Origin of the sequence: Vibrio sp. 1167 (genome assembly GCF_033340375.1) — a bacterium.
GTDB classification, from domain to species: Bacteria; Pseudomonadota; Gammaproteobacteria; order Enterobacterales; family Vibrionaceae; genus Vibrio; species Vibrio alginolyticus.
The window spans coordinates 164,218-187,354 of record NZ_JAWOWK010000003.1 but is presented as its reverse complement, the minus strand read 5'-3'; the positions used below and the strand labels follow the sequence as shown (position 1 = coordinate 187,354).

Annotated in this window: 22 protein-coding genes; 14 read left to right on the top strand and 8 right to left on the bottom strand. The window is 45.2% G+C overall.

Features of this window, described 5'->3' with window-relative positions; translation table 11 throughout:
• Positions 1-70: 70 nt before the first annotated feature.
• Together R7Z78_RS07650 and R7Z78_RS07645 are read right to left on the bottom strand one after the other, a co-directional pair.
• Positions 71-3,229: an efflux RND transporter permease subunit gene (locus R7Z78_RS07650; protein WP_104976276.1), complete on the bottom strand. Its 3,159-nt coding sequence runs from the start codon at positions 3,227-3,229 to the stop codon at positions 71-73.
• A gap of 13 nt (positions 3,230-3,242) precedes the next feature.
• Entirely contained in the window at positions 3,243-4,400 is a 1,158-nt protein-coding gene (locus R7Z78_RS07645; RefSeq protein WP_025767993.1) for an efflux RND transporter periplasmic adaptor subunit, read from the bottom strand.
• A 518-nt stretch (positions 4,401-4,918) separates the two neighbouring features.
• Here R7Z78_RS07645 and R7Z78_RS07640 point away from each other — a divergent pair.
• Both R7Z78_RS07640 and R7Z78_RS07635 read left to right on the top strand, forming a co-directional pair.
• Positions 4,919-6,436: a phospholipase D family protein gene (locus R7Z78_RS07640; protein ID WP_104976277.1), complete on the top strand. Its 1,518-nt coding sequence runs from the start codon at positions 4,919-4,921 to the stop codon at positions 6,434-6,436.
• Between the two features lie 90 nt (positions 6,437-6,526).
• Positions 6,527-7,114, top strand: a complete 588-nt coding sequence (locus R7Z78_RS07635; protein WP_017819795.1) for a class I SAM-dependent methyltransferase — start codon at positions 6,527-6,529, stop codon at positions 7,112-7,114.
• Between the two features lie 54 nt (positions 7,115-7,168).
• Here R7Z78_RS07635 and R7Z78_RS07630 read toward each other — a convergent pair whose 3' ends face one another.
• Positions 7,169-7,639, bottom strand: coding sequence for an ASCH domain-containing protein (locus tag R7Z78_RS07630; protein ID WP_005373887.1), 471 nt, complete (start codon positions 7,637-7,639; stop codon positions 7,169-7,171).
• A 200-nt stretch (positions 7,640-7,839) separates the two neighbouring features.
• Between R7Z78_RS07630 and R7Z78_RS07625 the strand changes: the two genes are divergently transcribed.
• A complete protein-coding gene (locus R7Z78_RS07625) occupies positions 7,840-8,685 on the top strand; it encodes a tetratricopeptide repeat protein (RefSeq protein WP_005373890.1) in 846 nt (281 codons plus the stop codon).
• A 13-nt stretch (positions 8,686-8,698) separates the two neighbouring features.
• Complete coding sequence (locus R7Z78_RS07620) at positions 8,699-9,094, top strand: DUF2391 family protein (RefSeq protein ID WP_005373896.1); 396 nt, start codon at positions 8,699-8,701, stop codon at positions 9,092-9,094.
• A gap of 9 nt (positions 9,095-9,103) precedes the next feature.
• Here R7Z78_RS07620 and soxR read toward each other — a convergent pair whose 3' ends face one another.
• Positions 9,104-9,538 carry a redox-sensitive transcriptional activator SoxR gene (soxR, locus tag R7Z78_RS07615; RefSeq protein WP_047102776.1) on the bottom strand — a complete coding sequence of 145 codons (435 nt, stop codon included), beginning with the start codon at positions 9,536-9,538 and terminating at the stop codon, positions 9,104-9,106.
• 201 nt (positions 9,539-9,739) lie between these two features.
• Between soxR and R7Z78_RS07610 the strand changes: the two genes are divergently transcribed.
• From R7Z78_RS07610 to fusA, 5 genes are all read left to right on the top strand, one after another.
• A complete protein-coding gene (locus tag R7Z78_RS07610; RefSeq protein ID WP_017635140.1) occupies positions 9,740-10,948 on the top strand; it encodes an MFS transporter in 1,209 nt (402 codons plus the stop codon).
• A 153-nt stretch (positions 10,949-11,101) separates the two neighbouring features.
• The gene (locus R7Z78_RS07605) at positions 11,102-11,983 is read left to right on the top strand and encodes a LysR family transcriptional regulator (protein WP_047102778.1); all 882 of its coding nucleotides are present in this window, start codon (positions 11,102-11,104) and stop codon (positions 11,981-11,983) included.
• A 101-nt stretch (positions 11,984-12,084) separates the two neighbouring features.
• The gene (gene dgcN / locus R7Z78_RS07600; RefSeq protein WP_065275615.1) at positions 12,085-13,089 is read left to right on the top strand and encodes an N-acetyltransferase DgcN; all 1,005 of its coding nucleotides are present in this window, start codon (positions 12,085-12,087) and stop codon (positions 13,087-13,089) included.
• A gap of 50 nt (positions 13,090-13,139) precedes the next feature.
• Positions 13,140-14,132, top strand: a complete 993-nt coding sequence (gene dgcA, locus R7Z78_RS07595; RefSeq protein ID WP_104976278.1) for an N-acetyl-D-Glu racemase DgcA — start codon at positions 13,140-13,142, stop codon at positions 14,130-14,132.
• Between the two features lie 293 nt (positions 14,133-14,425).
• On the top strand, positions 14,426-16,450 hold the full coding sequence (gene fusA, locus R7Z78_RS07590; protein WP_104976279.1) for an elongation factor G: 2,025 nt from the start codon (positions 14,426-14,428) through the stop codon (positions 16,448-16,450).
• A 75-nt stretch (positions 16,451-16,525) separates the two neighbouring features.
• Here the strand turns inward: fusA and R7Z78_RS07585 are convergent, their stop codons facing one another.
• Positions 16,526-16,720, bottom strand: coding sequence for a hypothetical protein (locus R7Z78_RS07585; protein ID WP_005373920.1), 195 nt, complete (start codon positions 16,718-16,720; stop codon positions 16,526-16,528).
• Positions 16,721-16,907: 187 nt separating this feature from the next.
• On the opposite strand from R7Z78_RS07585, the gene R7Z78_RS07580 reads away from it, so the two are divergent.
• A complete protein-coding gene (locus R7Z78_RS07580) occupies positions 16,908-17,720 on the top strand; it encodes a phosphotransferase (RefSeq protein WP_169644389.1) in 813 nt (270 codons plus the stop codon).
• Here R7Z78_RS07580 and nqrM read toward each other — a convergent pair.
• Genes nqrM through R7Z78_RS07565 form a run of 3 tightly spaced genes read right to left on the bottom strand, consistent with a single transcriptional unit; the run spans position 17,698 to position 18,696 of the window.
• Entirely contained in the window at positions 17,698-17,907 is a 210-nt protein-coding gene (gene nqrM / locus R7Z78_RS07575) for a (Na+)-NQR maturation NqrM (RefSeq protein ID WP_025768002.1), read from the bottom strand. The two genes, R7Z78_RS07580 and nqrM, sit on opposite strands and share 23 nt — an antisense overlap.
• A gap of 1 nt (position 17,908) precedes the next feature.
• Positions 17,909-18,409, bottom strand: coding sequence for a NifB/NifX family molybdenum-iron cluster-binding protein (locus tag R7Z78_RS07570; protein WP_025577643.1), 501 nt, complete (start codon positions 18,407-18,409; stop codon positions 17,909-17,911).
• Positions 18,406-18,696, bottom strand: a complete 291-nt coding sequence (locus tag R7Z78_RS07565) for a DUF134 domain-containing protein (RefSeq protein WP_005373924.1) — start codon at positions 18,694-18,696, stop codon at positions 18,406-18,408. Before R7Z78_RS07565 ends, R7Z78_RS07570 begins: the two co-directional genes overlap by 4 nt.
• A gap of 500 nt (positions 18,697-19,196) precedes the next feature.
• Here R7Z78_RS07565 and R7Z78_RS07560 point away from each other — a divergent pair, with 500 nt between their 5' ends.
• The 4 genes from R7Z78_RS07560 (at position 19,197) to ompV (ending at position 23,117) form a co-directional block, all read left to right on the top strand.
• Positions 19,197-20,096, top strand: coding sequence for an ABC transporter permease (locus R7Z78_RS07560; RefSeq protein ID WP_005373926.1), 900 nt, complete (start codon positions 19,197-19,199; stop codon positions 20,094-20,096).
• The gene (locus tag R7Z78_RS07555; protein WP_025768003.1) at positions 20,089-21,318 is read left to right on the top strand and encodes a quaternary amine ABC transporter ATP-binding protein; all 1,230 of its coding nucleotides are present in this window, start codon (positions 20,089-20,091) and stop codon (positions 21,316-21,318) included. Before R7Z78_RS07560 ends, R7Z78_RS07555 begins: the two co-directional genes overlap by 8 nt.
• A 267-nt stretch (positions 21,319-21,585) precedes the next feature.
• A complete protein-coding gene (locus R7Z78_RS07550) occupies positions 21,586-22,119 on the top strand; it encodes a copper resistance protein NlpE (RefSeq protein ID WP_005373930.1) in 534 nt (177 codons plus the stop codon).
• A gap of 221 nt (positions 22,120-22,340) precedes the next feature.
• Positions 22,341-23,117 carry an outer membrane protein OmpV gene (gene ompV / locus R7Z78_RS07545; RefSeq protein ID WP_017635134.1) on the top strand — a complete coding sequence of 259 codons (777 nt, stop codon included), beginning with the start codon at positions 22,341-22,343 and terminating at the stop codon, positions 23,115-23,117.
• The last annotated feature ends 20 nt before the right edge of the window (positions 23,118-23,137 follow it).

The following is a 23,137-nucleotide window of genomic DNA, read 5'->3' as shown; positions in this document are numbered from 1 at the left end:
CGCTTTGAATCAAAATACGGAAACAAAAAAGCAGCCCGAAGGCTGCTCCTAATCGTTAACATCAAGCTTGTTAACTCGATACGCTTGCTTCAACGCTCGACGTCACTGGCGACTTTCTGAAACGATTAATCAAACGATGGATAAACCTCTTAATCGATCTGAAAATATTTTTAATATCTTCAAGCATTAAATACAAACAAGGCACCAACACTAAAGTCAGAACCGTTGCGTACAACACCGCAAAGCCCAAAGCGACAGCCATCGGTATGACAAAACGCGCCTGCAAACTCGTTTCAAACATTATCGGCAATACACCCGCAAACGTCGTTATTGAGGTGAGCGTGATAGCTCGAAAACGAGCACAACCCGCCTCAACAACCGCTTGTTTGATGTTCATACCCCTTTCTCTCACTTGGTTTACGTAATCTGTCATAACCAGAGAGTCGTTGATAACCACGCCAGCAGCAGCGATCAAACCAAATGTCGACATCATACTGATGTCTAAACCTAGCCAGAAATGGCCCCAAATCGCCCCCGTCAGACTAAACGGAATGACGGACATTACAATCAAAGGTTGGGTATAACTTTTTAACGGTACAGCTAACAAGATGTAGACGATGATCATACCTGCAATAAAGAACAAAATCTGTTCATTACGCTGCGCAGCCTGCTCTTCAATATCACCACCCAATTCTGTTTTCACACTCGAGAACGCTTGCTTCATATCCGGTAAGATATTGTCGTCAATGACCTTCACGATTTCTTGAGGTTCAACCAATTCTTCGTCTATCGAACCATAGACATAAACGGTTTGATACCCGCCTTCACGTCGAATGCTACTCACGCCCGGCTGCTCGTTGATCTTCACCACATCACCTAGCATGACCTTCTTACCTGCTGGTGTTGTAATCACGGCGTAACGCAATGATGAGAATGCTTCACGCGTCAGTTGCGGGTAACGCACCATAACTTTAATTTCTTCACCATCACGAATAATGCGCTGTGCTTCGCCACCATAAAAGCTGCCACCAACTTGCTCTGCGATCATGGTGAGATCCAGACCGAGATCGTACGCTACAGGCGCAAGAGACAGGAGTACTTCTTTGCTTCCAGAATCAATAGAAGATGAAATATCATATAACCCTTCTTCCAGCTGTAAACGCTCTATCAAGTAACGCCCAGCCTCGTTGAGCTCATTGATGTTAGAACCAAACAACAAGTAGCCAAACTCATCTCTGTCACCACCACCCGCACTCTGCTCGCGGATTTTGATGCTCTTCATACCTGGAATAACAGGCATAGCTTCACGCCAACGTCGAGCCAGTTCAAATGTATTGAACGGGCGTAACTCTTCATCAACCAGAGGTACTAATACACGACCTTCGGTGCGGCTTCTGTTGTACGACAGCACATCACGAATCATTCCTTGACCATGTTCTGCAATGGTCTCAGATTCGATCTTTTGCATGACACGTTCAATAGTCTTGAGTGCACTGATTGTCTGCTCACTTGAAACGGTATCATTCATTTCAATAGTGATCGCAGGATAGTCAGTCGGCACTTTAGGGTTGGGGATCACCCGAACATAATTCGCGTTGATCAAAGCCGCGCTGATCAGCAGTAAACCACAGAACACCGCAAACACTGTCCAGCGCCAATGGGTGCATGTTGTTACAAAGTTCCGATATGGACCATTTACAAAACCAAAAAAACGTTGGTTAAATCGGTCACGCCAACCACCTGGTTTAACTGGCTTAAAATGAGTATGCGCAAGGTGTGCAGGAAGGATCAGCTTCGATTCAATCAAACTGAAGATCAAACACAGAATCACGACCCCCGCGATACCATAAAAGAAGGCACTATCAATACCACTAGACAACAAGAATGGTGCGAATACAGCAATCGTTGTCAGAACACCAAATGTCGCTGGCGTAGCAACACGTTTGACACCGCGTACCACGTTCTCGACACCGCCGCCCTTTTCTTCGATTTCACTGTACGCACTTTCTCCCATGACGATGGCGTCATCCACCACAATTCCGAGCACCATGATGAAAGCAAACAGCGAGACGATGTTCACTGTAATACCCAAAGCTGGCATCATCATTACAGCACCGAGGAAACAGACAGGTAGCCCAATCATTACCCACATAGCCAAGCGGAAACGTAGGAAAATGGTCAGCATAATCGCGACTAATGCAGCACCTTGCAGCAAGTTTTTCAACATCATGTCGAGACGCCCATTTAAATAATAAGTCGTATCAACTAAGACTTTGAGCTTAACATCCTGCGGCAATGTCTTGTTTTTTGCTTCAATATAATTACGAACGGACTGTGCAACAGGGATAATGTTCTGATCACGAGTTGCTTCAACAGACATGTAGATCGCATTTTGCCCTGAGTATTCAAAATAGCGCTCTTCTTCCGTAAAGCCATCTTTGATCGTGGCGATATCTTGCAGTAAAACCTTCGCACCATTTGCGCCAAGCTTTACAGGAATATTTCTAAACTCATCACCACGGTAGTATTGGTTTTCAATCCTTACTGCAATCATCCCTGAGTTTGTTTTTACTTCGCCCGCAGAAAAGTTGGCTGAGTAACGGCTGATCGCGCTGCTGATATCGCTCAACGTCAGGTCGTATTTACGAAGAACAAGTGGGTCAACTTCAATCGCTATTTCTTCTTCTGGCGCACTCAGATACACCAGCATGACGTTTTCTAACTGAAGTAATTCATCTTCGATTTGCTTAGCAAGCGGTTTAAGCTCCTCGAGCGGTCGGTCCCCAACTAACCCCATTTCGATTACATCTTGGCGCCATTCAACTTGGTAAACATTGATTGGTTCCATACCCGCTGGTAAATTAGACAATGTATCAATACGTTGGTTTACATCATCTAAGACACGCTTGATATCGGCATTAACGTCTACCTCGATAGAAACATACGCGCTACCTCTAGAGGCCGTTGAGACTGCTTTTTTAATCCCGGTGACGTCTTTAATCGATTCCTCGACCTTAACGAGAATACTCTCTTCTATCTCTTGAGGAGCAGCGCCAGGATAAGTCGCACGAACATCAATGTAGTTCACCTCAATATTCGGAAACATCTGCCTTTGAATAAAGAGAAAACTCACCACACCCATGATAATGATGAACACCATCAAAAGGTTGGCAGCGACGGGGTTATTCGCAAAATAGGCAATCAAGCCCTTTTGTTTAGTATCTTCCATGACAAACTCCTACTTACTGTACGACGGTTTCGGAGTCGTCACTCTTTTTTGCGATTTGTACCGCCATACCTTTTTGAGGGTACTCTGGTAAGGTCAGTACCAACTTATCACTTTGCTCTAAACCTTCGCCCACCAGCAAAAACTCACCTTCTGCTCTCAAAACCGTGACGGTTCTGGGTTGAAGTTGATTATCGCCATTCACCACCCACACGGTACGGTTTTTAACTAATTCCTGTGGTAAGCGATAGATATGCTTAAGTTCCTTACCAGTGAAGCTCACTTCAACGTAGGAGCCGAATTTAATTGGAGGCTGCTGGTTATCGACACCGTATGGGTCCGCGATTTGAATGACCATGTTAATCATTCGGGTAGCACTATCAATCATGCCTAAATCACGAACTACTCGACCTTCTCTAGTGGTAGAAAACACACCTTGCTGCGTCACTGTCGCAGTGAGTTCACCAATGGATTCGGGTAAAAATGCACTATCAAAACCGGCAATGGGTACGTGCACCTCTGCCACTTCGATGTTGTTTAACGTGGCAACTCGAGAACCAGATGTAACAAATTGACCAACACCAATATCACGCTCAACAACCAGCGCATCGTAAGGTGCAACGACTTTGCAATTTTCTAACTCTCTTTTTGCTCGTTTGAGTGCCGCTTGAGCCGACTTCACTTGCGCTTGTGCGCTCAAAACGTGAGGCTTGCGTAAATACAGATCCGTCACTTGCTTATCGCTCAGTCTCTTTGCCTGACGCTTTGCCACTTCGGCTTTCGCTTGTTCCTCAATCAAGTTTGCGCGTGCACTAGCTAAATCGGCTTCAGCTTGTAAAACCGACGCTTCATAGTTGTCGCTTTCAATTGTGAAAAGAACCTCTCCTCGTTTCACGATGCCACCCGTTACAAAATTCGGGTGCCAACTTATCACTTCACCACTGACTTGCGCGGAAAGGTGTGTTTTTTCAAAAGGAACTAATTCACCGTGACTGGTAATCACCACTTTGTGATCAGTAGGAAAAAGAGAAGAAGCCTGAACAGTAGGTTCTGTAATTGCATCTTTGGTTGACTCTTTTTCCGGCGCAGTTGCGGCAATTGCAGCATATCCTGCATAAGAGCCTCCAACGACGACGAAGGGTAAAAGCCAACGTAATATGGGTTTTGCTAACATCGAAAATCCTTTTTTATTGTTGTTTTCAACACCACACTTTTATTCAGTCCATTGCTCCCGGTAAGCATGGTGGTGAGAGAATTGAATTTGAATAAACATCAAAGCGGCGCTTGCCTAGTCTTTTAAGCAGCGAACTAGATAGTTATTGCCAATTCAAAGTTAATAAAATTAACAAAAAATTAACCAACTGCGCAAGTTGCTCTGACTTAACTTTTATTCTAAACAGCAAATGACATGCCAAGCATTTATTTATTAAAAATCATATGGTTATATAAAAATCATTATTTTATCCAGTGCGCTATTGGTCATAATCACCAGATATTAGTGATTATGACCAATACGGCCATAATGATAATTAAAATAAATGATTATCTGCGCTTTAAAAGTTGAACTTAGTTCAGGCTCTATGGCAATTCATCGATTAATCGCTCGTTATCAAACGGTTCTGGGTGCATGTGGCGTCAGCTTAAGTCTATAATTTGGAGTAGGTAACACTCTGTAAGACAAGGAAATGTGCTTTGTTACAAACGCTCGCCAAGTTGCTCTTCCCCTCGCTGCTCACTATTTTATCGGCATGCTCATCCGTATCGTTGAATGACGCCAGTGAAAAGTCCACCAGCTTTCAGCTCGGTTATCAAAAGGATTCTGTTCTTGCGCAGTACTTTGAAGCTTACGGGAGAGACCCTAAGTCCATAACTGGCTTTGCACCGTTAAATCAGGGACACGATGCCCTTCTTGCTCGAACCTCTTTGATCGAGTCCGCCCAGAAAAGCCTTGTTCTTCAATACTATATTTACCGTGGTGACGAAACGAGTCAGCTAATAACGTGGCGCTTGTATGAAGCGGCAAAGCGTGGTGTTCGAGTAAGGCTGTTGCTTGACGATATGCAAAAGCGAAACGACGATGTGATGGCTGCCCTCAATGCACATCCTAATATAGAAATCCGCTTATTTAACCCGCATCAGTATCGCGACTCCCGTTGGTTCGCTCTTGCTAGCGATTTTGAACGCCTTAATCGTCGTATGCACAATAAGTCTCTGATTGCAGACAGTGTTTCCGCCATTGTCGGAGGTAGAAATATCGGCAATGAATACTTCTCTTTTGAATCGCAAGTTGAGTTTGGTGATTTTGATCTTCTGCTCTATGGTGAGGCGGTACAACAAACTGCCGATCAGTTCGACCTCTACTGGAATAGCGCCTATTCGATACCAATGGAATGGATTACACCGAATTCACAGCAAATTACCGACCAAGCGATTCAAAAGCAGGTCAATAAACTCCGGTTAGAGGAAAAGTTTTCAACCGGCCGCTATGACTTCACTCAACTGGATATGTACCAAGATCTAAAACAAGGCAAACTCAAGCTCTACTGGGGAGAAGCGAAAGTATGGTTTGATCTGCCCGATAAAGTCGCGACCCGAGAGAGCCAACTTATTGATAATTTGTCGGAACTGGTTAAAAGTGTTGAGGATTCATTTGTGCTCATTTCTCCCTATTTCGTTCCAACTGAAGCAGGTACTCAAGCATTAAGTAACGCGGCCAAGCGAGGCGTTGATATCACGATTGTGACCAATAGCCTCGCGTCTAACGATGTGTTTGCCGTGCATGGTTGGTACGCAAAATATCGAAAAGATCTACTCGAAGCTGGAATCAAGCTTTGGGAAGTAAAAGCGAGCGCGAAACTCAAAAGTAAGTGGAGCCTCACGGGGAGTAGCAGAGCAAGTTTACACGCTAAAGCAATGACGATTGATAACAAAACACTTTTCGTTGGTTCGATGAACTGGGACCCACGTTCGGCCGCTTTGAATACCGAAATGGCCGTTGTTATCGAACAGCCAGAATATGTGCAAATGTTTCTAGAACAACTGCCGAATCAACTGTCGAGTAACGCCTACGCCTTAACTCTGCGCGACGGGGACATTGTCTGGACCGACGTAAAAACAGGCGAAGAATACGACTCCGAACCAGAAGCAGGAGTATGGCGAAAAATGGGCGCTTGGTTCTCCGGAATATTACCGATTGAAGATCAGCTATAACAGCTGCCAATACTGCAAACCTCCCCAGTAAAGCAAAACAAAATGGACGCTAGTTTTGGGCAGGGGACACAACCAACATAAGGAAGTTCAATGCCAGCGCAATGGAATGAATACTATCAGAAAATTTTAAGCCAACCTCACCGCCCAAACGTGGAAAATGCCGTAAACCAACTTAAGATAGAAGGCAAAGTCGCTCTTGATATTGGCTGCGGAATAGGTCGAGACAGCCACTTTCTACTCGAACAGGGATTTAAGGTTCACGCATGTGATAGCAATGAAGATGCAGTAAAAACTTGTTTAACACGCTTTGAAGGTAACAAACGATTTTCGGTTTCGCAGTGCTGTTTTACTGAATTTAATTACCCTCAGTGCAGCTTGGTTATCGCAAATGCCAGTTTGTTCTTTTGCCCTGACACAGGCTTCAAACAAGTCTGGACAAAAATAGACAGCGCATTACAACCGGGCGGTATCTTCTGCGGCGATTTCTTGGGAGTGAAAGACTCCTGGGTTACCTCCGAAATGCACCCAAACATTACCGCATTAACAAAAAAGGAAGTGGAAAGCTTATTCGAGGGTTACGACCTCATTTCATTGCATGAAAGAGATGAAGACGGGACCACTGTAGTAGGAAGCCAAAAACATTGGCACATGTTTAGTGTGACCGCTCGAAAGCGCTAAAAATGGTCTCTCAGTAAAGAAAGCAGCACTTCAAATCAGTGCTGCTATCAGAGATTAATTGACGGGATACACCACTTCAAAACGCTCTAAAACCAGCGTACGTTTCTCATGCCAATCGATGTTCAACTCATCGCATTCAGCTTTAAAAAATGCAGTATGAGCATCACGCCACCAGTTTAAGGTTCTATCACCTTCGCCTTCTGCGAAGGCAAACTCTGCGGTTACATCCTCATATTTGCATGTACTTACGTCAGTAATTCGTATCACGCAAACCGGGTCCCCATCCCAATTCGTCACTACTTGTAAATGACCGACTTGGGGCATGGTTTCACCATGTTCTCGATACCAAAGCTCCAAACTGCACGATGCAGTTTTCTGTCCAATACGAACCAAATCTGCGCATACATTCGCGTTGTATTCATCGGCACAATAATAGTCAGCACTGACTGATGGTACAGCTTCCCTTTGTTCTGGTGATAATAATTCTAGGAATTGTTCTAAGTAATCCTTAGCTCGCGCGTCCATGCTCACTCCATTAATCATAAATTCGCAAGGAGGATAAAAGATATCACAACAAATAACCACCAGGAACAAACTGAAAAACAACAAGAATATGACTTCTACGAAGACGACTGTTATTTCTTTTGTAATAACTTTGCTAAACGTTTGTGCTATTTGCTATTGTTGCATGGTCTATCTGTACTCTTCTCGTGAAAGGACGTTATATGCGCTTATTTATTGGTATTTTTTTCTCGCTGATACTTGCCTTGCCAACAATGGCATCGGAGGAAAAGTATTCAGAATCGGATCTGTTAGATAGACCATTAATGGAACGCTATATTTTAGATGAACTAAAAGCGCTGCGTCAGGACTATCAAAGCCTAGAAAAGCGAATGATCACAGAGATCACCGATCGCGAGCTAACGGTCGCAGATAAATCGTTGAACTATGCCAACGTGACCGTTACATACTTCTTCTACATCATTGCTGGTGTCGCATCGCTGATTGCCTTTGTCGGATGGCAATCTCTGCGCGAGTTTAAACACAACACCAAAGAGATGGCTGATAAACGATTGGAGAAGATCGCCCAAGAATATGAGAAAAAGTTTGTCGCCCTTGAGCGAGATTTAAAACGCAAAACTCGCATTATCAGCGAAAACAACAAAGAGATTGAGAAAATCAACGAGATCCATAACTTATGGCTACGTGCACAAAGCTCTCAAACTCCAGAACAACGTATTGAAATCTATGATGAAATCTTATTAATTCGTCCAGGTGATTTAGAAGCGTTGACTTACAAAGCCGACGCAGCGATGGAAATCAACGAATACCATTGGGCACTTAGCATTTGTAACCGCGTACTTGAAGTCGATTACACCAACGGCCCTGCACTGTATCAACGCGCGTGTGCATACTCTCGCCTTGGTATCGAAGAGCAAGCTATTGAAGACTTGGAACGCGCAATTGAATACAGCCCATCCATTCGTGACTTACTTGCCGAAGAACGAGACCTCGAATTGCTGCACGGTAATGAGCGTTTTGAAAAGCTCTTACATCTAGCAAGCGAATAATGGAATAAACAGCATGAGCAGCCACTTTAATCTAGAAGACGCTAGCCAAGTATTGGTTGGCGCTTTTGCCCTAGCAGTCCCGATCTCATTTTCGGAGGAAGCGTGGCGATTGGGTGAGAGCCTACCAATGGCAAACTTGCTCATGCTGTTAAGTCTTTCTGTCATTTTCCTCAGTTTTTTCGCGTATCAAAGCGTGTTTCAAAGCCACATCAAGAATCGCGTATCCATCTTTATTTTTCGTGTGGTTATCGCGTACCTCATTGCGGCCGTTGTGGTAGCGTTAGTTCTTTTCTGTCTTGATAAGCTGCCACTCATGAATGAGCCTTTGGTTGCGATAAAGCGCGTTATCGTCATCACAATGCCTGCTTCGATGGGCGCGATCGTAGTCGACAGTTTCGACAAAGAATAGAGATAATCGCTACTCTTCTTCTAACGTTAAGTTCGACCCCGAGTGGTCTTTCCCTAATACATCTTCTGGGTTTCGCAGTGCGCAGGTTTCTAACGACAAGCACCCGCAGCCAATGCATCCTCCTAAATCGTTTTGCAACGCTTTAAGTTTTTGAATCTTTTGTTCTAACTGTTCATGCCAATGGCTTGCCATTTTTTCCCATTGCGCTTTGTTAGGGGCTTGGTGTTTCGGCAGTTCATCTAACGCATGTTTAATTTCTTCTAACGACAACCCAACTTGCTGCGCTGCTTTGATCACCGCAACACGGCGCAACACACTACGATGGTAGCGACGCTGATTACCTTGATTTCTCCAACTCGAAATCAGTCCTTTTTGCTCGTAAAAATGTAGGGCAGATACTTTCACTCCAGAACGTTTTGCCACTTCTCCTACGCTGATTTCCATCCTTGACTCCCTGTGTATCAATTTTGTTAAAAAAATGCTTTACCTCAAGTTTACTTGAGGTTTTAAAGTTGCACCATCTTAATTAACGCTAAACCCCGGCGATCTCAAGATAATGTGTTCAGCGCGAACGACTTGGTTGTTAAACACAAGACAGTTGGACATCAACCTTTTGAAAGCCATCGGGAGTTAGAGGCAAACATAATGAAAAATAAAACTCAGCCGTACTTAGCTGGCCGCTTCTTCGACAGCATTTCCTCTGGCTTATTCATGATGGCGCTGCCATGGGTCATGCTTTCCGAACCTAACATGGGCACTTTCGTCGCTTTAGTTTCTCTGAGCTGCACCGCGATTTCTTTTCTAGCAACGCCTTTCTTTTCCACTTTAATTGACCGACATTCACGCAAAGTACTACTCGTGCTCAATCAATGGATTCAATCGGGTATGGCTTTGGTGGTGTTCATTGCTTATTGGTTAGGGTTTGAGTCACACTGGTTGCTGGCTTTTGCGCAATTGGTGTATTGGGTTTCGAGTAATTTTGCATGGACGACCAACAACGCCTTCACCCAAGAAAATTATCAGCACCATGAGTATGCGAAAATTTCGGGTCAGCAAGAAATTGTAATGCAATCCACAACCCTCGGAGCTGGCGCGTTGGGTATTGTTTTGCTTGAAATGTGGGGTATGAAAGAGTTTGCTTTGTTTGCGGCCAGCGCCTCTGCGTTAGCAGCGATGTTCTATATTCTGACGCCTTATACCCAACAATTAAGGGCATCAAAATCCGTTGCTTTCATCGCGCAACTCAAAGAGAGCAAACAAATATTCCGTCTCGAACCCCGATTTTATGGCTTTATTCTGCTCTCTTGCCTCTCTTATCCTGCATTGACGTATTTGAGCAAACTGGTGCCGATTTGGTTTTCTGAACAAGGCATCTCTGGCGATTGGTTTGCAGGGTTCAACATCAGTTTTGGCCTCGGCTCGTTGCTAACCGGCTTTATTGTCACCAAAGTGCTAAGCCGTGCCTCCCATAGCCACATTATGTTCGCTTCGATGGTTATGGTCTCTTTTGCGCTTATCGGGATGAGTTTTGCGATGAGCCCGCTGACCATCTTATTGTTTACGGCGCTGTTTGGCGTATTTAACGCGCTAAATCGCATTGCGAGAGTCAACTGGATGCATCACACCGTAGCGGTTCATCAACGAGGTCGCGTCGATGGCGGCATCAGCATGTTTGCCACCACCATTCAATCTCTCAGTTACGTCCTGATTGCAATGTTGAGTCATTACGAACTAACACAATACGGTTTTGCAATCGCAGCTGCTGTCATGGTGTTAGCAGTGATTTTGATGGGATTACTCAGTCGAGACGTAGAGCCGTTTAACGACCTGCCCCTTCATGCAGCAGCAAAGTGAAGCATAGAAATTGAGAAGTTGAGAAATTGAAAAAGCGAGATAGGAAGGCACCAACATCGTCTTCCTATTTTTTACGCCAGCACTTTTACCTCTATCGCTCATCAGCAAGGTTGGGTATTCTGAGGTGAGCAACATGAGCAGAGGGAAATCGCAGTGAACTTAAGGCAATTAGAAGTCTTTTACGCCATTATGCAAGCAGGAACGGTGTCAGGCGCGGCTCGCTTACTGCACGTTTCCCAACCTAATGTCACTCGAGTTCTCGCCCATACAGAACAACAACTGAGCTTCGCTTTATTTGAGCGTGTAAAGGGCCGTCTCGTTCCCACTCAAGAAGCCAAAGCCTTATTGCCAGAGGCTGAAAAAGTCTATCAACAACTCGGACAATTTCGCTCTCTGACCAACAAAGTCAAACAGGGAACTCAACATTTACGAGTCGGTGCTCCGCCTGTTTTGGCCGCACACTTGTTAGCGCCGACTGTCGCGTTGCTGTCGAAAGAGCACGGCATCTCCTTTGAGCTCTCAACGGCTAATCGCGATGAGCTGTGCTCAGGTTTACTGAAACATGAATTGGATGTCGCCATTGCGTTCGGTGAAGAAACGCCACCAGCGATCATGGGACACATGTTATTAAAAGAAAACTTGGCGCTAATTGCCCCTAAAAGCGCAGCGATACCCACAGAAAAAACCGTCACTTTAGAAGAACTCATCAGTCACGATTTACCCATTATCGGTTTAGATAGCCGAGACCCTCTGGGCTTATTGCTGCATCAAACCTTATCGGCGCGTGACGAGCATTATCAACATGCCATCACCGTCCGCAGCTACTCCGCGGCGGCTGAACTGGTGAAAAACGAAGCAGGATTCGCGATTGTAGACCCTTGGACTGCAAAACAATATCGCCAAGATAATGCCGTTTCCGTGCATGCTTTGGAGCCAAATATGTCCTTCTCTGTCTCTATTTTATTCGCAGAGCACACACCTCAATCCATTGCGACAAAGCAATTTATCACCGCCCTAAAACAACAGATGGTTTAAAGGTATAACCTGAAGTTATACCCGCCTAACAAATAAGCATTCGGTTTCCTAAATCAGTCTGGCTACATTAATGAGCAATAACGATGACGAAAGGAACCATCATGCAAATTGCTCAACCTTACCTACTCTTTCTTGGCGATGTAACCGATCCACTCGCAGCAAAAACCGCGCGTGGCATATATCAATGGCGACCTGAGATTTGTCTTGGCCAAATCCGCCTGACGCCAGAAACCGTATCGCTTGGTTTAACCGACATGACACTGCAACAAGCGCAGCAGCAAGGAGCAAAAACGCTGGTGCTCGGCACGGCAAATCCAGGAGGCGTCATTCCCGAAGCTTGGCAAGCAACCTTACTTGAAGCGGCAGAGATGGGGTTTGAAATTGCATCGGGCATGCACCAACGTTTGGCGGAATTTTCTCCTCTTGCCGATCTAGAACAACGCGGATTAACCAAACTGTATGATGTTCGCCATTATGATGCCCCGCTCAAGGTCGGCAATGGCAAAGCTCGCGCAGGCAAGCGAGTACTTACTGTAGGGACAGATTGCTCCGTTGGCAAAATGTACTCTGCCCTTGCCATTGAGCATGCATTGAAGCGTAAAAACTGTCGTGCAGAGTTCAAAGCAACGGGTCAAACCGGAATTCTCATCGCAGGCAGTGGCATTTCGATTGATGCCGTAGTTGCCGATTTTATCTCCGGCGCAGTAGAAACGATCAGCCCTGAGTTCACCGATCACGATTGGGACATCATCGAAGGGCAAGGTTCGTTATTTAACCCTTCGTTTGCTGGCGTAAGTTTGGGCTTACTTCACGGCGCACAAGCTGACGCTCTGATACTGTGCCATGAGATTGGTCGCCCGCACATCCGCAACTTACCACATGCGAGCTTGCCAACCATTGAACAAACGATAGAAGCGAATCTGGCCGCTGCTCGCCTAACAAATCCAAACGCTCAATTAGTGGGTATTTGCTTAAACACTTCGGCGCTCAGCGAAGAAGATGCTGCCCAGTTATGCCAGGATTGGAGCGACAAATACCAAGTGCCCGTCACCGACCCTGTACGTTTTGGCGTTGATGCGGTTGCAGATAGGCTCCTTACGATTTAAGAAACATTTACGGTTTAGAAAATAACTGTGGTTTAGGGAAAGCTAGTGAGATGAAAATTCATGTAGAACCTGTCACGCTTGCCATGGCGACACCATTTCGCATCTCTCGCGGCAGTCGGACAGAGTGCCACGTAGTCCGAGTGACAATTGAACATCGAGGCATGACCGCCCAAGGTGAATGCACGCCATACCCTCGTTATGGTGAATCGGTTGAATCGGTGATTAAGGCGATTTCTCACGCCGCACATGAACTGCAAAGTTTGTATGCCAAAGGCGAAGCTGATGTCATGGTTCTCAAAAGCCAGCTTCAATCGTTATTGCCCGCGGGGGCGGCAAGAAATGCATTGGATTGCGCCCTTTGGCATCTTCACGCGCTTTTGAGCCACAAGCAGCAGGTTAACGACCTCTTTACGTTACCAGAGGCGATTGTGACGGCGATGACGGTTTCTATCGACACGCCGCAAGCGATGGCAAAACAGGCGCAAGCTTACCTTAGCCAAGGCGCAAAACTGCTTAAGGTAAAACTGGATGGTGAAAACGTGATTGAGCGCGTTGCAGCAGTACGCGATGCCGCGCCGCACGCGCAAATTGTTTTAGATGCGAATGAAGCATGGCAAAGCCTCGATCTCGCGACGGTATTTGCTCAACTCGAACCGCTAGACATCACCATGATCGAACAACCGTTGCCACAAGACTGCGATGACGTACTCGCCAGCATTCCGCACCCCATTCCACTTTGCGCCGATGAAAGTTGTCACACCAGAGAGCAATTACATCAGCTGGTTGGCAAATATGAAATGGTGAACATTAAGCTAGATAAAACTGGCGGACTCACTGAAGCACTATTATTATCCGACGACGCCCAAAAACTCGGTTTTAGCCTCATGTCCGGTTGTATGTTGGGGACGTCGCTGGCGATGCGAGCCGCGTTACCTATTGCAGCTCAGGCGAGCGTTGTCGATCTTGATGGCCCGGTGTTACTAGGACAAGATGTAACGCCAAGCTTGGTTTATCGCGACGGCGAAATCGTTCTTTCCAAATAGCCTAAACAATCCAGAGGTTTTGCTCCAAAAGTCAGAACCTCTGAGTTTATGATCTCGATTAAAAAACAATCAGCCCCATCATGAAATAAGTCACATAAATTATATGGTTATTGAGGCATGCTAAGATTCCAGTAGTCCAAGAAGGTGGTCTTATGCATCGAGTCATCCGGAAAATGACGTGGAAAACGAATAGGCGGTAATCCCGCCCTACTCCAATGCAGTGCGTGGGTTTCTATAACAACCCACTTCCTAGCAATTCGTAGGTTTTTCACGCCATCTTGCAAGGAGGCTTTATGCCTATCAATAAAATACGCAATATCGCTTTTGTCGGTCAAACCGGGACCGGTAAAACCACACTGATAGAAAAACTGCTCTTCACCTGCGATGCCACCCACCATTTAGGCAGCGTAGAAAAAGGCGATACTGTTACCGACTTCGACCCTCAATCCATCCAATATCAACACAGTATTGAAGCAACGCCAGTCGCACTGCGCTGGAATAAACACCGGCTCAATATCATCGACACTCCGGGACAAAACGAGTTACTTGGCCGTACTATCAGCGTTTTTCCTGCCGTTGAAACATCCGCCCTTGTCATCGACCCTCAAACACCACTTAACCAAACTTCCGATCGCTTATTCACCTTTGCAAAAGAGCAGCAAAAATGTCAGATGATCATCATCAATAAGCTCGATAACCACGGTAGTCAGTTAGAAAGATTGATGGAGAACATCGTTGAGCATTTTGGTGACCACTGCTTGCCGATCAACTTACCTTCGGCTGACGGGGAATCTGTAGTTGACTGCTATTTCGAACCAGAATTGGGACGAGAAACCTTACTTGCAACGGTAGATGAAGCTCATGAGACCTTAATTGACCAAGTCATCGAAGTCGATGAAGAACTGATGGAACTGTATCTGGAACAAGGCTCCGAACTCACCGCAGAGCAACTGCATGATCCGTTTGAAGAAGCACTGAGAACTGGACATGTGATTCCGGTCTGTTTTGTCTCAGCACAAACCGGCACGGGCGTCGAGTTGCTGCTGCGCACCTTGGCGGAGATCATGCCCATGCCAAACGAGGGTAACCCTCCTCAACTGGAAAAGAACGGCAAAAAAATCAAAGTAAATTGCGAAACCTTAGAGCACACCGTCGCACACGTGTACAAAGTCAGCGTCGACCCATATATGGGAAAACTTGCCTACTTACGTGTGTATCAGGGGGAAATCAATGCGGGCAGCCAGCTTTATATTGGCGAAAGCAACAAGGCATTTAAAGTTGGGCACTTATATCAACTGCAGGGCAAAGATAGAACCGAGATCCCTCGCGCGCTTGCGGGCGACTTCTGCGTTTTAGCCAAAGTGGATGATCTCGAATTCGATTCAATCGTTCATGACTCTCACGAAGAAGATGGAGTTCAACTCAAAACGTTGGATCTTCCTGACTCCATGTATTCTTTGTGCTTGAAGCCTCTTAAGCGTGGAGATGAGCAAAAATTAGGAGATGTGCTGAATAAAATTGCCAGTGAAGACCCTTCTCTGCGCATCGAACATCGCGCTCGCACCAACGAAACCATCATCAGCGGCCAAGGGGAGTTTCACCTCAAAGTCGCATTAGAAAAGATGGCGAACGTGTACAAACTGGACGTCGAAACCTGCCAACCAAGCGTCGAATACTTTGAAACCATCACCAAACCTGCCGAAGGGCATTATCGACACAAAAAACAAAGTGGCGGTGCAGGCCAGTTTGGTGAAGTGCAATTGAACGTTCGTCCACTCGAACGTGGTGCCGGATTTAAGTTCATCAACAAAGTGGTGGGTGGCGCCATCCCAACCGCGCTCATTCCTGCTGTTGAAAAAGGTATTTTGCAAGCGTTAGAGGAAGGCGCGATTTCTGGCAACCCAATTAAGGATGTGGAAGTCACCGTTTATGACGGTAAATATCACTCCGTCGATTCGAAAGAAATTGCGTTTGTCATCGCAGGTAAGAAAGCCTTTTTAGATGCGATTAACAACGCCGATCCTATTGTGCTGGAGCCAATTGTCCAAATGGAGTTACACGTCCCAACCACAAACGTCGGTGACGTGTCTGGGGATTTGTCAGGTAATCGAGGATTAATAGAAGGCACCGAACCGATTGATAGCCAATTCACGTTGTTGAAAGCCAAGTCACCAGTAAACGAGCTGCAAGATTACGCTCGTCGATTACGCTCCATCACCGGTGGCGAAGGCAGCTTTAGTATGACCTTAAGCCATTACGAGCCCGCGCCACCAGCAGTGCAGAAGCAAGTCTGCCAAGGCAGTGCACAACAAGGTTAATTCCCTACGATTCAAATCAATCATACAAATAAAAAAGCGCCCTCATTTTGAGGGCGCTTTTAGGTAAAAGAAAAATTATTTATCGAGAGACAAACCTATCTGACTGATTTTGCTTTCAAACTCTTCGATGCTGTTCGCTTTGTAAGTCGGAGCACCGTTAAAGTAGCGCGGTTTCTCTGGCAGCATCGCATTTTTCAGCTCTTGTTCTTGGTCGATATTGTCATGGTAAACCGTTACACGATTTGGAATATCCTGCTTCATTACAGCCATTGTGGTTCTCCTTTATTAAGACGAATAGTAAGCGTAGAACGAATTTATCGGAGTACAGGCGTAACTGTGTAAAATTTAGACACCAACGACAAAATCATATTTAAACAGTTGCATTTAATATTTTTGAGGCACTTTGTCGTGGCTATTGGCAAACGTGAGTGCAGCGATTAAGGTGAGCTCTCTCTACATGAAGACAGGAAGTCCGGTGTCGCAGCAAGAACTCAACCAAATGGGCAGTGCCAAAGTTTTTCTCATCGAAAAAGATGGCGTCCAAGTAATAGAAAAACGTAACCCTACTCAAATAGAAGTGACGTTTTATCAACGCTATGCCGAACAGTTTAACGCGCTTGGAATACACGTACCGCGCTTGATTCAATTCGACGACCAGAAAAACGTTCTGCACATTGAATACGTTCCCCACGCAGTCGAGCAAGCATTCTTACTTGAAGATGGTCGAGTCATTGAACAACTCGTCAAACTGCACCAACTTCCACCAACATCAGATGGTATTTATCACCGCCACCAGTGGACACCACAAGCGACTCAACAAGCACTCGCTACACTTGAACTGGGCTCAGAGACAGAACAGTTCTTCCACAACCTCCAACAACGATCGGCGCACCTTTTCGATGGGCAGAACTTGATCTCCGGAGACTCGAATGCTGGAAACTGGGGACAGCGCGAAAATGGCGAACTAGTGCTGTTCGACTGGGAACGCTTTTCTACAGGGCATGTCGCGATAGATTTAGCGCCGCTCATCGAAGGCATGGGCACATTTGATGATTACTTGAAGGTGGCAGGCAGATATATAAAGTGCGCCGAGAAAGGTGAAACAACAGAATTGGCGCGCGATATCGGACTAGCAAAAGCGTGGATCGTTGTCGAGGTAGTCAACATACTGGTCTCCAGAGAGAATCCGCAGACCAGCAAGTATTTGGACTGGTTTCGGCAAACCTTGCCGCAATGGGCCAAAAGCCTTAGTGCTCAGGTGATGAGTTAGGCTCTGAGATTTGATGTAAACGCCTTTCAGGTTCTGCGCATGAGGTTTCGCAGTTGCATACTTTATCAACACCGACGTTGTTTAAACCGCCGCAACTTCCTTGAATGCGCTTGTTGTGAAAAATGACGCCAAGTGACATCAACAAAATGATTGCGAGAAAACCAAGAAAGGTAAATAACCAAACCATATTAACCTGCCTTATTAGCCATCGACTCTAGCTTAAGTATAGCAGGGCTAGATGTTGCTTTGAGTAGCGCTTTAGGTCTTGCCAACAAGGAGGGTTTTGATTTTGGGCCACCACAGGAGCCGCAGCCACCTTTTTGTTTGTGAACACTTTTCTTATGATTGTTTGATGGGCGTCCTTGAGAGGGCTCAATCAAAGGCTCTCTTGGAACCGCAAGCACATCTTCCAATGAACTACGAGTAGACAGCCTAAATACTGGCGTGCCACTGCTAAGTAGCTTTGCCAATACACGTTCACCAATATTTCGCACAAGAACAGCATCCACATTGTACCCTTGTAGAGACTGAATCAACTGAGACTTCGCATTACAACCCGCTTGTGGCATAGAAGCAATGTTCGCTAAGTTTTTTAGCATACCGTCAGTATCAGAATAAATAGCGATGTATGGTGCTTTTACAAAGTGGTTTGCCACCCGCTCACCATCATTAGGAATAGCATAAATCATAAGTTTGACTCCTCATTCGGAAAAACTAATGCATGACCTTCAACTAAACTTTTTGCGACTTTCAATCTTGCACTTTTTACTGTGTTACCAAAAGTTTGTCTAGAAACGCCCATCTGCTCCGCAGCTTGCTGCTGGCTAAGCCCCTCTAAGTCGGCTAAACGTAGCGCTTCTAACTCTTCTGGTAATATGGCGACTTGCTCCAACTGATTAAATGGAATGCCATTGGGCTTAAAGCAATGGTGAGCCGCACGTCCGCATATTCGTCTTTCTATCTTTGGTCTTGCCATCATTGTCCCTCAAAAACACAGAGTCAAATTACGCCTTAAACTGGCATATGCCAATAACATTTTTAGCATATGCCAATAAACTAAGTTTGCAAAAATCAACACGACAAATACGTAATACATCAGCATTAATTAGACATCTAATAATTTAGGAATTTTGATGACAAACGAACAAAAAGATCAATTCTAATTAACCGGATAATAAAAACGTTAGTTTGCGCAGATTTTTCATACAAATACACGCTAATGTGTTCATTTTATTGAAGAAGAAAAACTATAATCCAAGCAAATCATTAGTTTGAACACTAATGATTGTTTTATTTAAAAGGATGTATACCTAAGAAACGAAAAAGAGAAGTTTGACGACATTGGCCTGAGCTTAAAGGGTAATACTTTCGATACAGAACCTGTCGAACGAACATTACTTGGCCTAGGTGCCCTACTCTTCTTGCCAAATTAAGTTTCTTGAGAGCGCTTAGGTATATCAGAAAAAGGAAGTACATATGTCTGACTCAAATTGGCTCAGCGAATTCCCGGAAATGGATGCCTCTGATCTCAGGGCGATTCGCAAAACACTCGACGGCGCCTATAGAGATTTCTCTCGCGAGTATGGTGAACTCATTGAGTCTCTGTTTGATCCGCTCCTTGCGTTTCTTGTCTGGTTTGAAAAACTTCTGATTTCTACACCTTGGTTCATTATTTTAGGTGTCTGCACCACTCTCGTTTATGCCGCCAGCCGCTCTTGGAAACTGGCCGCTGCATGTTTTGGTTCGCTGATTCTGATTGGCTATTTTGGAATGTGGGAAGACACTATGCGCACGCTCAGTATCATCACTGTATGTACTATGCTTGCCATCGCACTTGGTATCCCTATCGGCATCGCTATGGCGCGCTCTAATCGCATTCAGTCGGTGGTAACACCATTACTCGACGTCATGCAAACCATGCCGGCATTTGTGTATCTCATTCCAGTTGTGATGTTATTGGGCATCGGGAAAATTCCTGGCCTTATCGCAGTAGTGATCTACGCGATTCCACCGGTTATTCGTTTAACCAATTTGGGCATTCGTCTAGTTGATAAAGAAGTATTGGAAGCCGCAACCGCATTTGGTGCCAGCACTCGGCAACGGCTTTTTGGGGTTCAGCTTCCGCTTGCAATGCCAACCATCATGGCGGGAATTAACCAAACGATCATGATGGCACTGTCAATGGTGGTCATCGCATCAATGATTGGGGTAAAAGGTTTAGGTCAGCCTGTTCTAAAGTCTATTACCAATCAATATTTCACTCTTGGTCTTCTCAATGGTTTAGCAATTGTCGCCCTAGCAATCCTTTTTGATCGTGCTTCACAAGCGTATGCGAAACGCACTCAAGCTCATTTAGGAGACTCAAAACATGACTAGTCCACTTATCGAAATCAGCGGTCTGTATAAAATCTTCGGCCCCAAGCCCAATAGCGTGATTGAGCGCGTTAAGTTGGGACATAGTAAAGAGCAGGTTTTAGCGGAAACGGGCCATACGGTCGGACTAAAAGACATCAACCTGCAAATTCAAAAGGGTGAAATTTTTGTCATTATGGGATTATCCGGTTCTGGAAAATCCACCATGATTCGCCACTTCAACCGATTAATCGATCCAACCATGGGGCAGATTTTGGTAGAAGGGGTGGATGTCATGCAACTTTCTAACAAAGAGCTTGAACAGTTTCGCCGTCACAAGATGTCTATGGTGTTCCAACGCTTTGGCTTGCTGCCTCATCGCACTGTTATCGACAACATCGCATATGGTTTAGAAGTTCAGGGAATAAATAAAGAGGCGCGCTTAGAAAAAGCAAATGAATGGTTAGAAACCGTTGGACTGACGGGTTATGAGCACCAGTATCCTGCTCAACTATCGGGTGGACAGCAACAGCGTGTGGGCCTTGCACGGGCACTGGCTACCGACGCCGAAATACTGTTGATGGACGAGGCTTTCTCAGCATTGGACCCTCTGATTCGGAGCGAAATGCAAGATCAGTTGGTAGAGCTGCAACAGAAGCTGCACAAAACCATTATTTTCATTACTCATGATTTAGATGAAGCGCTTCGACTTGGCGATCGCATCGCGATACTTAAAGACGGTGAACTTGTCCAACAAGGTTCACCGGACGAAATCTTACTGCATCCTGCCGATGAGTACGTTGAAGCCTTTGTAAAAGACGTCAATAGAGCGCGAGCACTGACGGTCGAAACGCTGATGCAGCCACCTTCGTACTGTGTTCGCGCTGAAACCATTGAAGATGCGCTGAGTGAAATGAAACGTGTTAAACGTGATTATGCCTACCATGAGACCAATGCAGGCTATCAAGGCGTGATAACACAGCAAGGATTGCTAAACGCAGCGAAGTTAACTCACCTATCAGATTGGCGTGATGATATCTATGAAGAGGTGCCTATCATCTCTCCACATTTAGCCATTGAGCAAGTGCTGACTGAAGTCATGTCGTGTGAATATTCACTGCCCGTCATCGATAAGCACGGCAATTTGAAAGGCGAATTAAATCGTCAGGTTATTGCGGAGCTGTTTTCTGATCAACGAAGCACAAAACGAGGCACTTCACGCTCAAGCTTCAATAACGTTTCTTAGATGATGTTGATAATACAGCTCACAACAATGTGGGCTGTTATCAATTAACTCACTCCCACTCCCACTCCCCTTTTTAGATATTTATCTGTGGGCTCAAGCTTGATATCCCAAGCAACATTTACATTGTTCTGATTTTCCTGACAATTTCATGCTCATATCCGGTTTTATTGACATAGTTAGATCATTCTATTGCTTTTTGATGACGCAAATCCTCGATAAATGTCTACTATTACTCTCATACAAAATCTTGATTTAAAGAGGGATAAAATGAAAAAGACAATGTTGGCACTAACAGGCGCGGTAATCATTCTTGCAGGCTGTCAAGATGAGAAACCTGCCGAAACAAGCGCAGTTGAAGTACCTCAGGCAACGGAAACTGAAGTCACCACCAGTGCAGACGTTACGACTGAGACAATTGACACGTTACCAGTAGAAGAAGAACAGGTAATTACTGAAGAGACATTTGTAGACTCTGAACACAACGCACAAAGTGCTCTGGACTGGAACGGCACCTACAAAGGAACACTACCTTGCGCGGATTGTGCTGGTATCGATATGACCATCACACTAAATCAAGATGGCACTTACGTACTTGAAGAAAGCTACCAAGACAAAGAAGACGGTCAATCAAAATCTGAAGGTCAATTCACTTGGGACGCAAATGGCAGCATCGTAACGTTGACAAATGAAGATGCACCAAACCAATACTTTGTTGGTGAAAACGTACTTATGAAGCTAGACATGAATGGCGAAAAAGTAACGGGTGACCTAGCACCACTATACAACTTAACGAAACAGTAAGAAGTTAGTATCAATACCTGATAAATACCCCAAATCCGAGCCACCCCAGCTCGGATTTTTCGTTATTTTAACGAAAGCTATTCCAGCAACCTTTCTATTCTGAAGCAACATTCTGCTTCTTACCCTGATTGTTCATTACATTTCCATACGCTTTGCCGATAGATGCTTACAACATCATTTTGTACAGTGTTCAAAACAAAACAGAACAACTCGGAAAAATGATGAAAAAAACATTAATTGCACTACTTACTTTGACAGCTGCTGGCTCAGCTTTCGCTGGCGATACTTACATTCGTAACGGTAACATCTACAACAACGAAGGCGGTTGGAACGTAGAAGCTGGTGTGGCTCAAGGCAGCGATCTTTTCAAAGATCAAAAGCATAATACAGCACCAATTCTCAACGGTGGTTACCATGGTGACGACTTTAATGCCGACCTAAGTGGCATTAACTACCGCTTCTTCGGTAACACCAATGAGTTAATCAACATGAGTGCCTACCTTGTAGGTAGCGGTGTAATGCGCGACGGTGATACAGCGAAAAGCCTAAAAGGCACAGATAAACGCCGTTTCGCCGTCGATCTAGGTTTAAACGCAGACTTTACACTGGATCAAAACAACGTCATTTCTACGTACCTTCAGCACGATATCAGTGGTGCTTACAAAGGTTACTTAGCGGGCGCGACTTACTTCCACATCATGAAATTCGGTAGTGTTGATTTTGTTCCTTTTGCTAACCTAACTTATCAAAGTGAAGACTACGTAGATTATTACTTTGGTGTAAAACAACGCGAAGCAAACGCAAACCGCAAAGCATACAAAGGTGATTCAACGGTAAGCTATGGTGTGGGCTACAAACTTGTTATGCCAATCAACGACAACTGGCAAGTAAGCCAAATGACACAATACACGCGCCTAGGCAGCGGTATCAGCGACTCTTCTATCGTTGATAGCGCAAACCAATGGGTTGTTGGCGCAAGTGTGTCGTACAACTTCTAATCCGATACGCCCTTATAAAG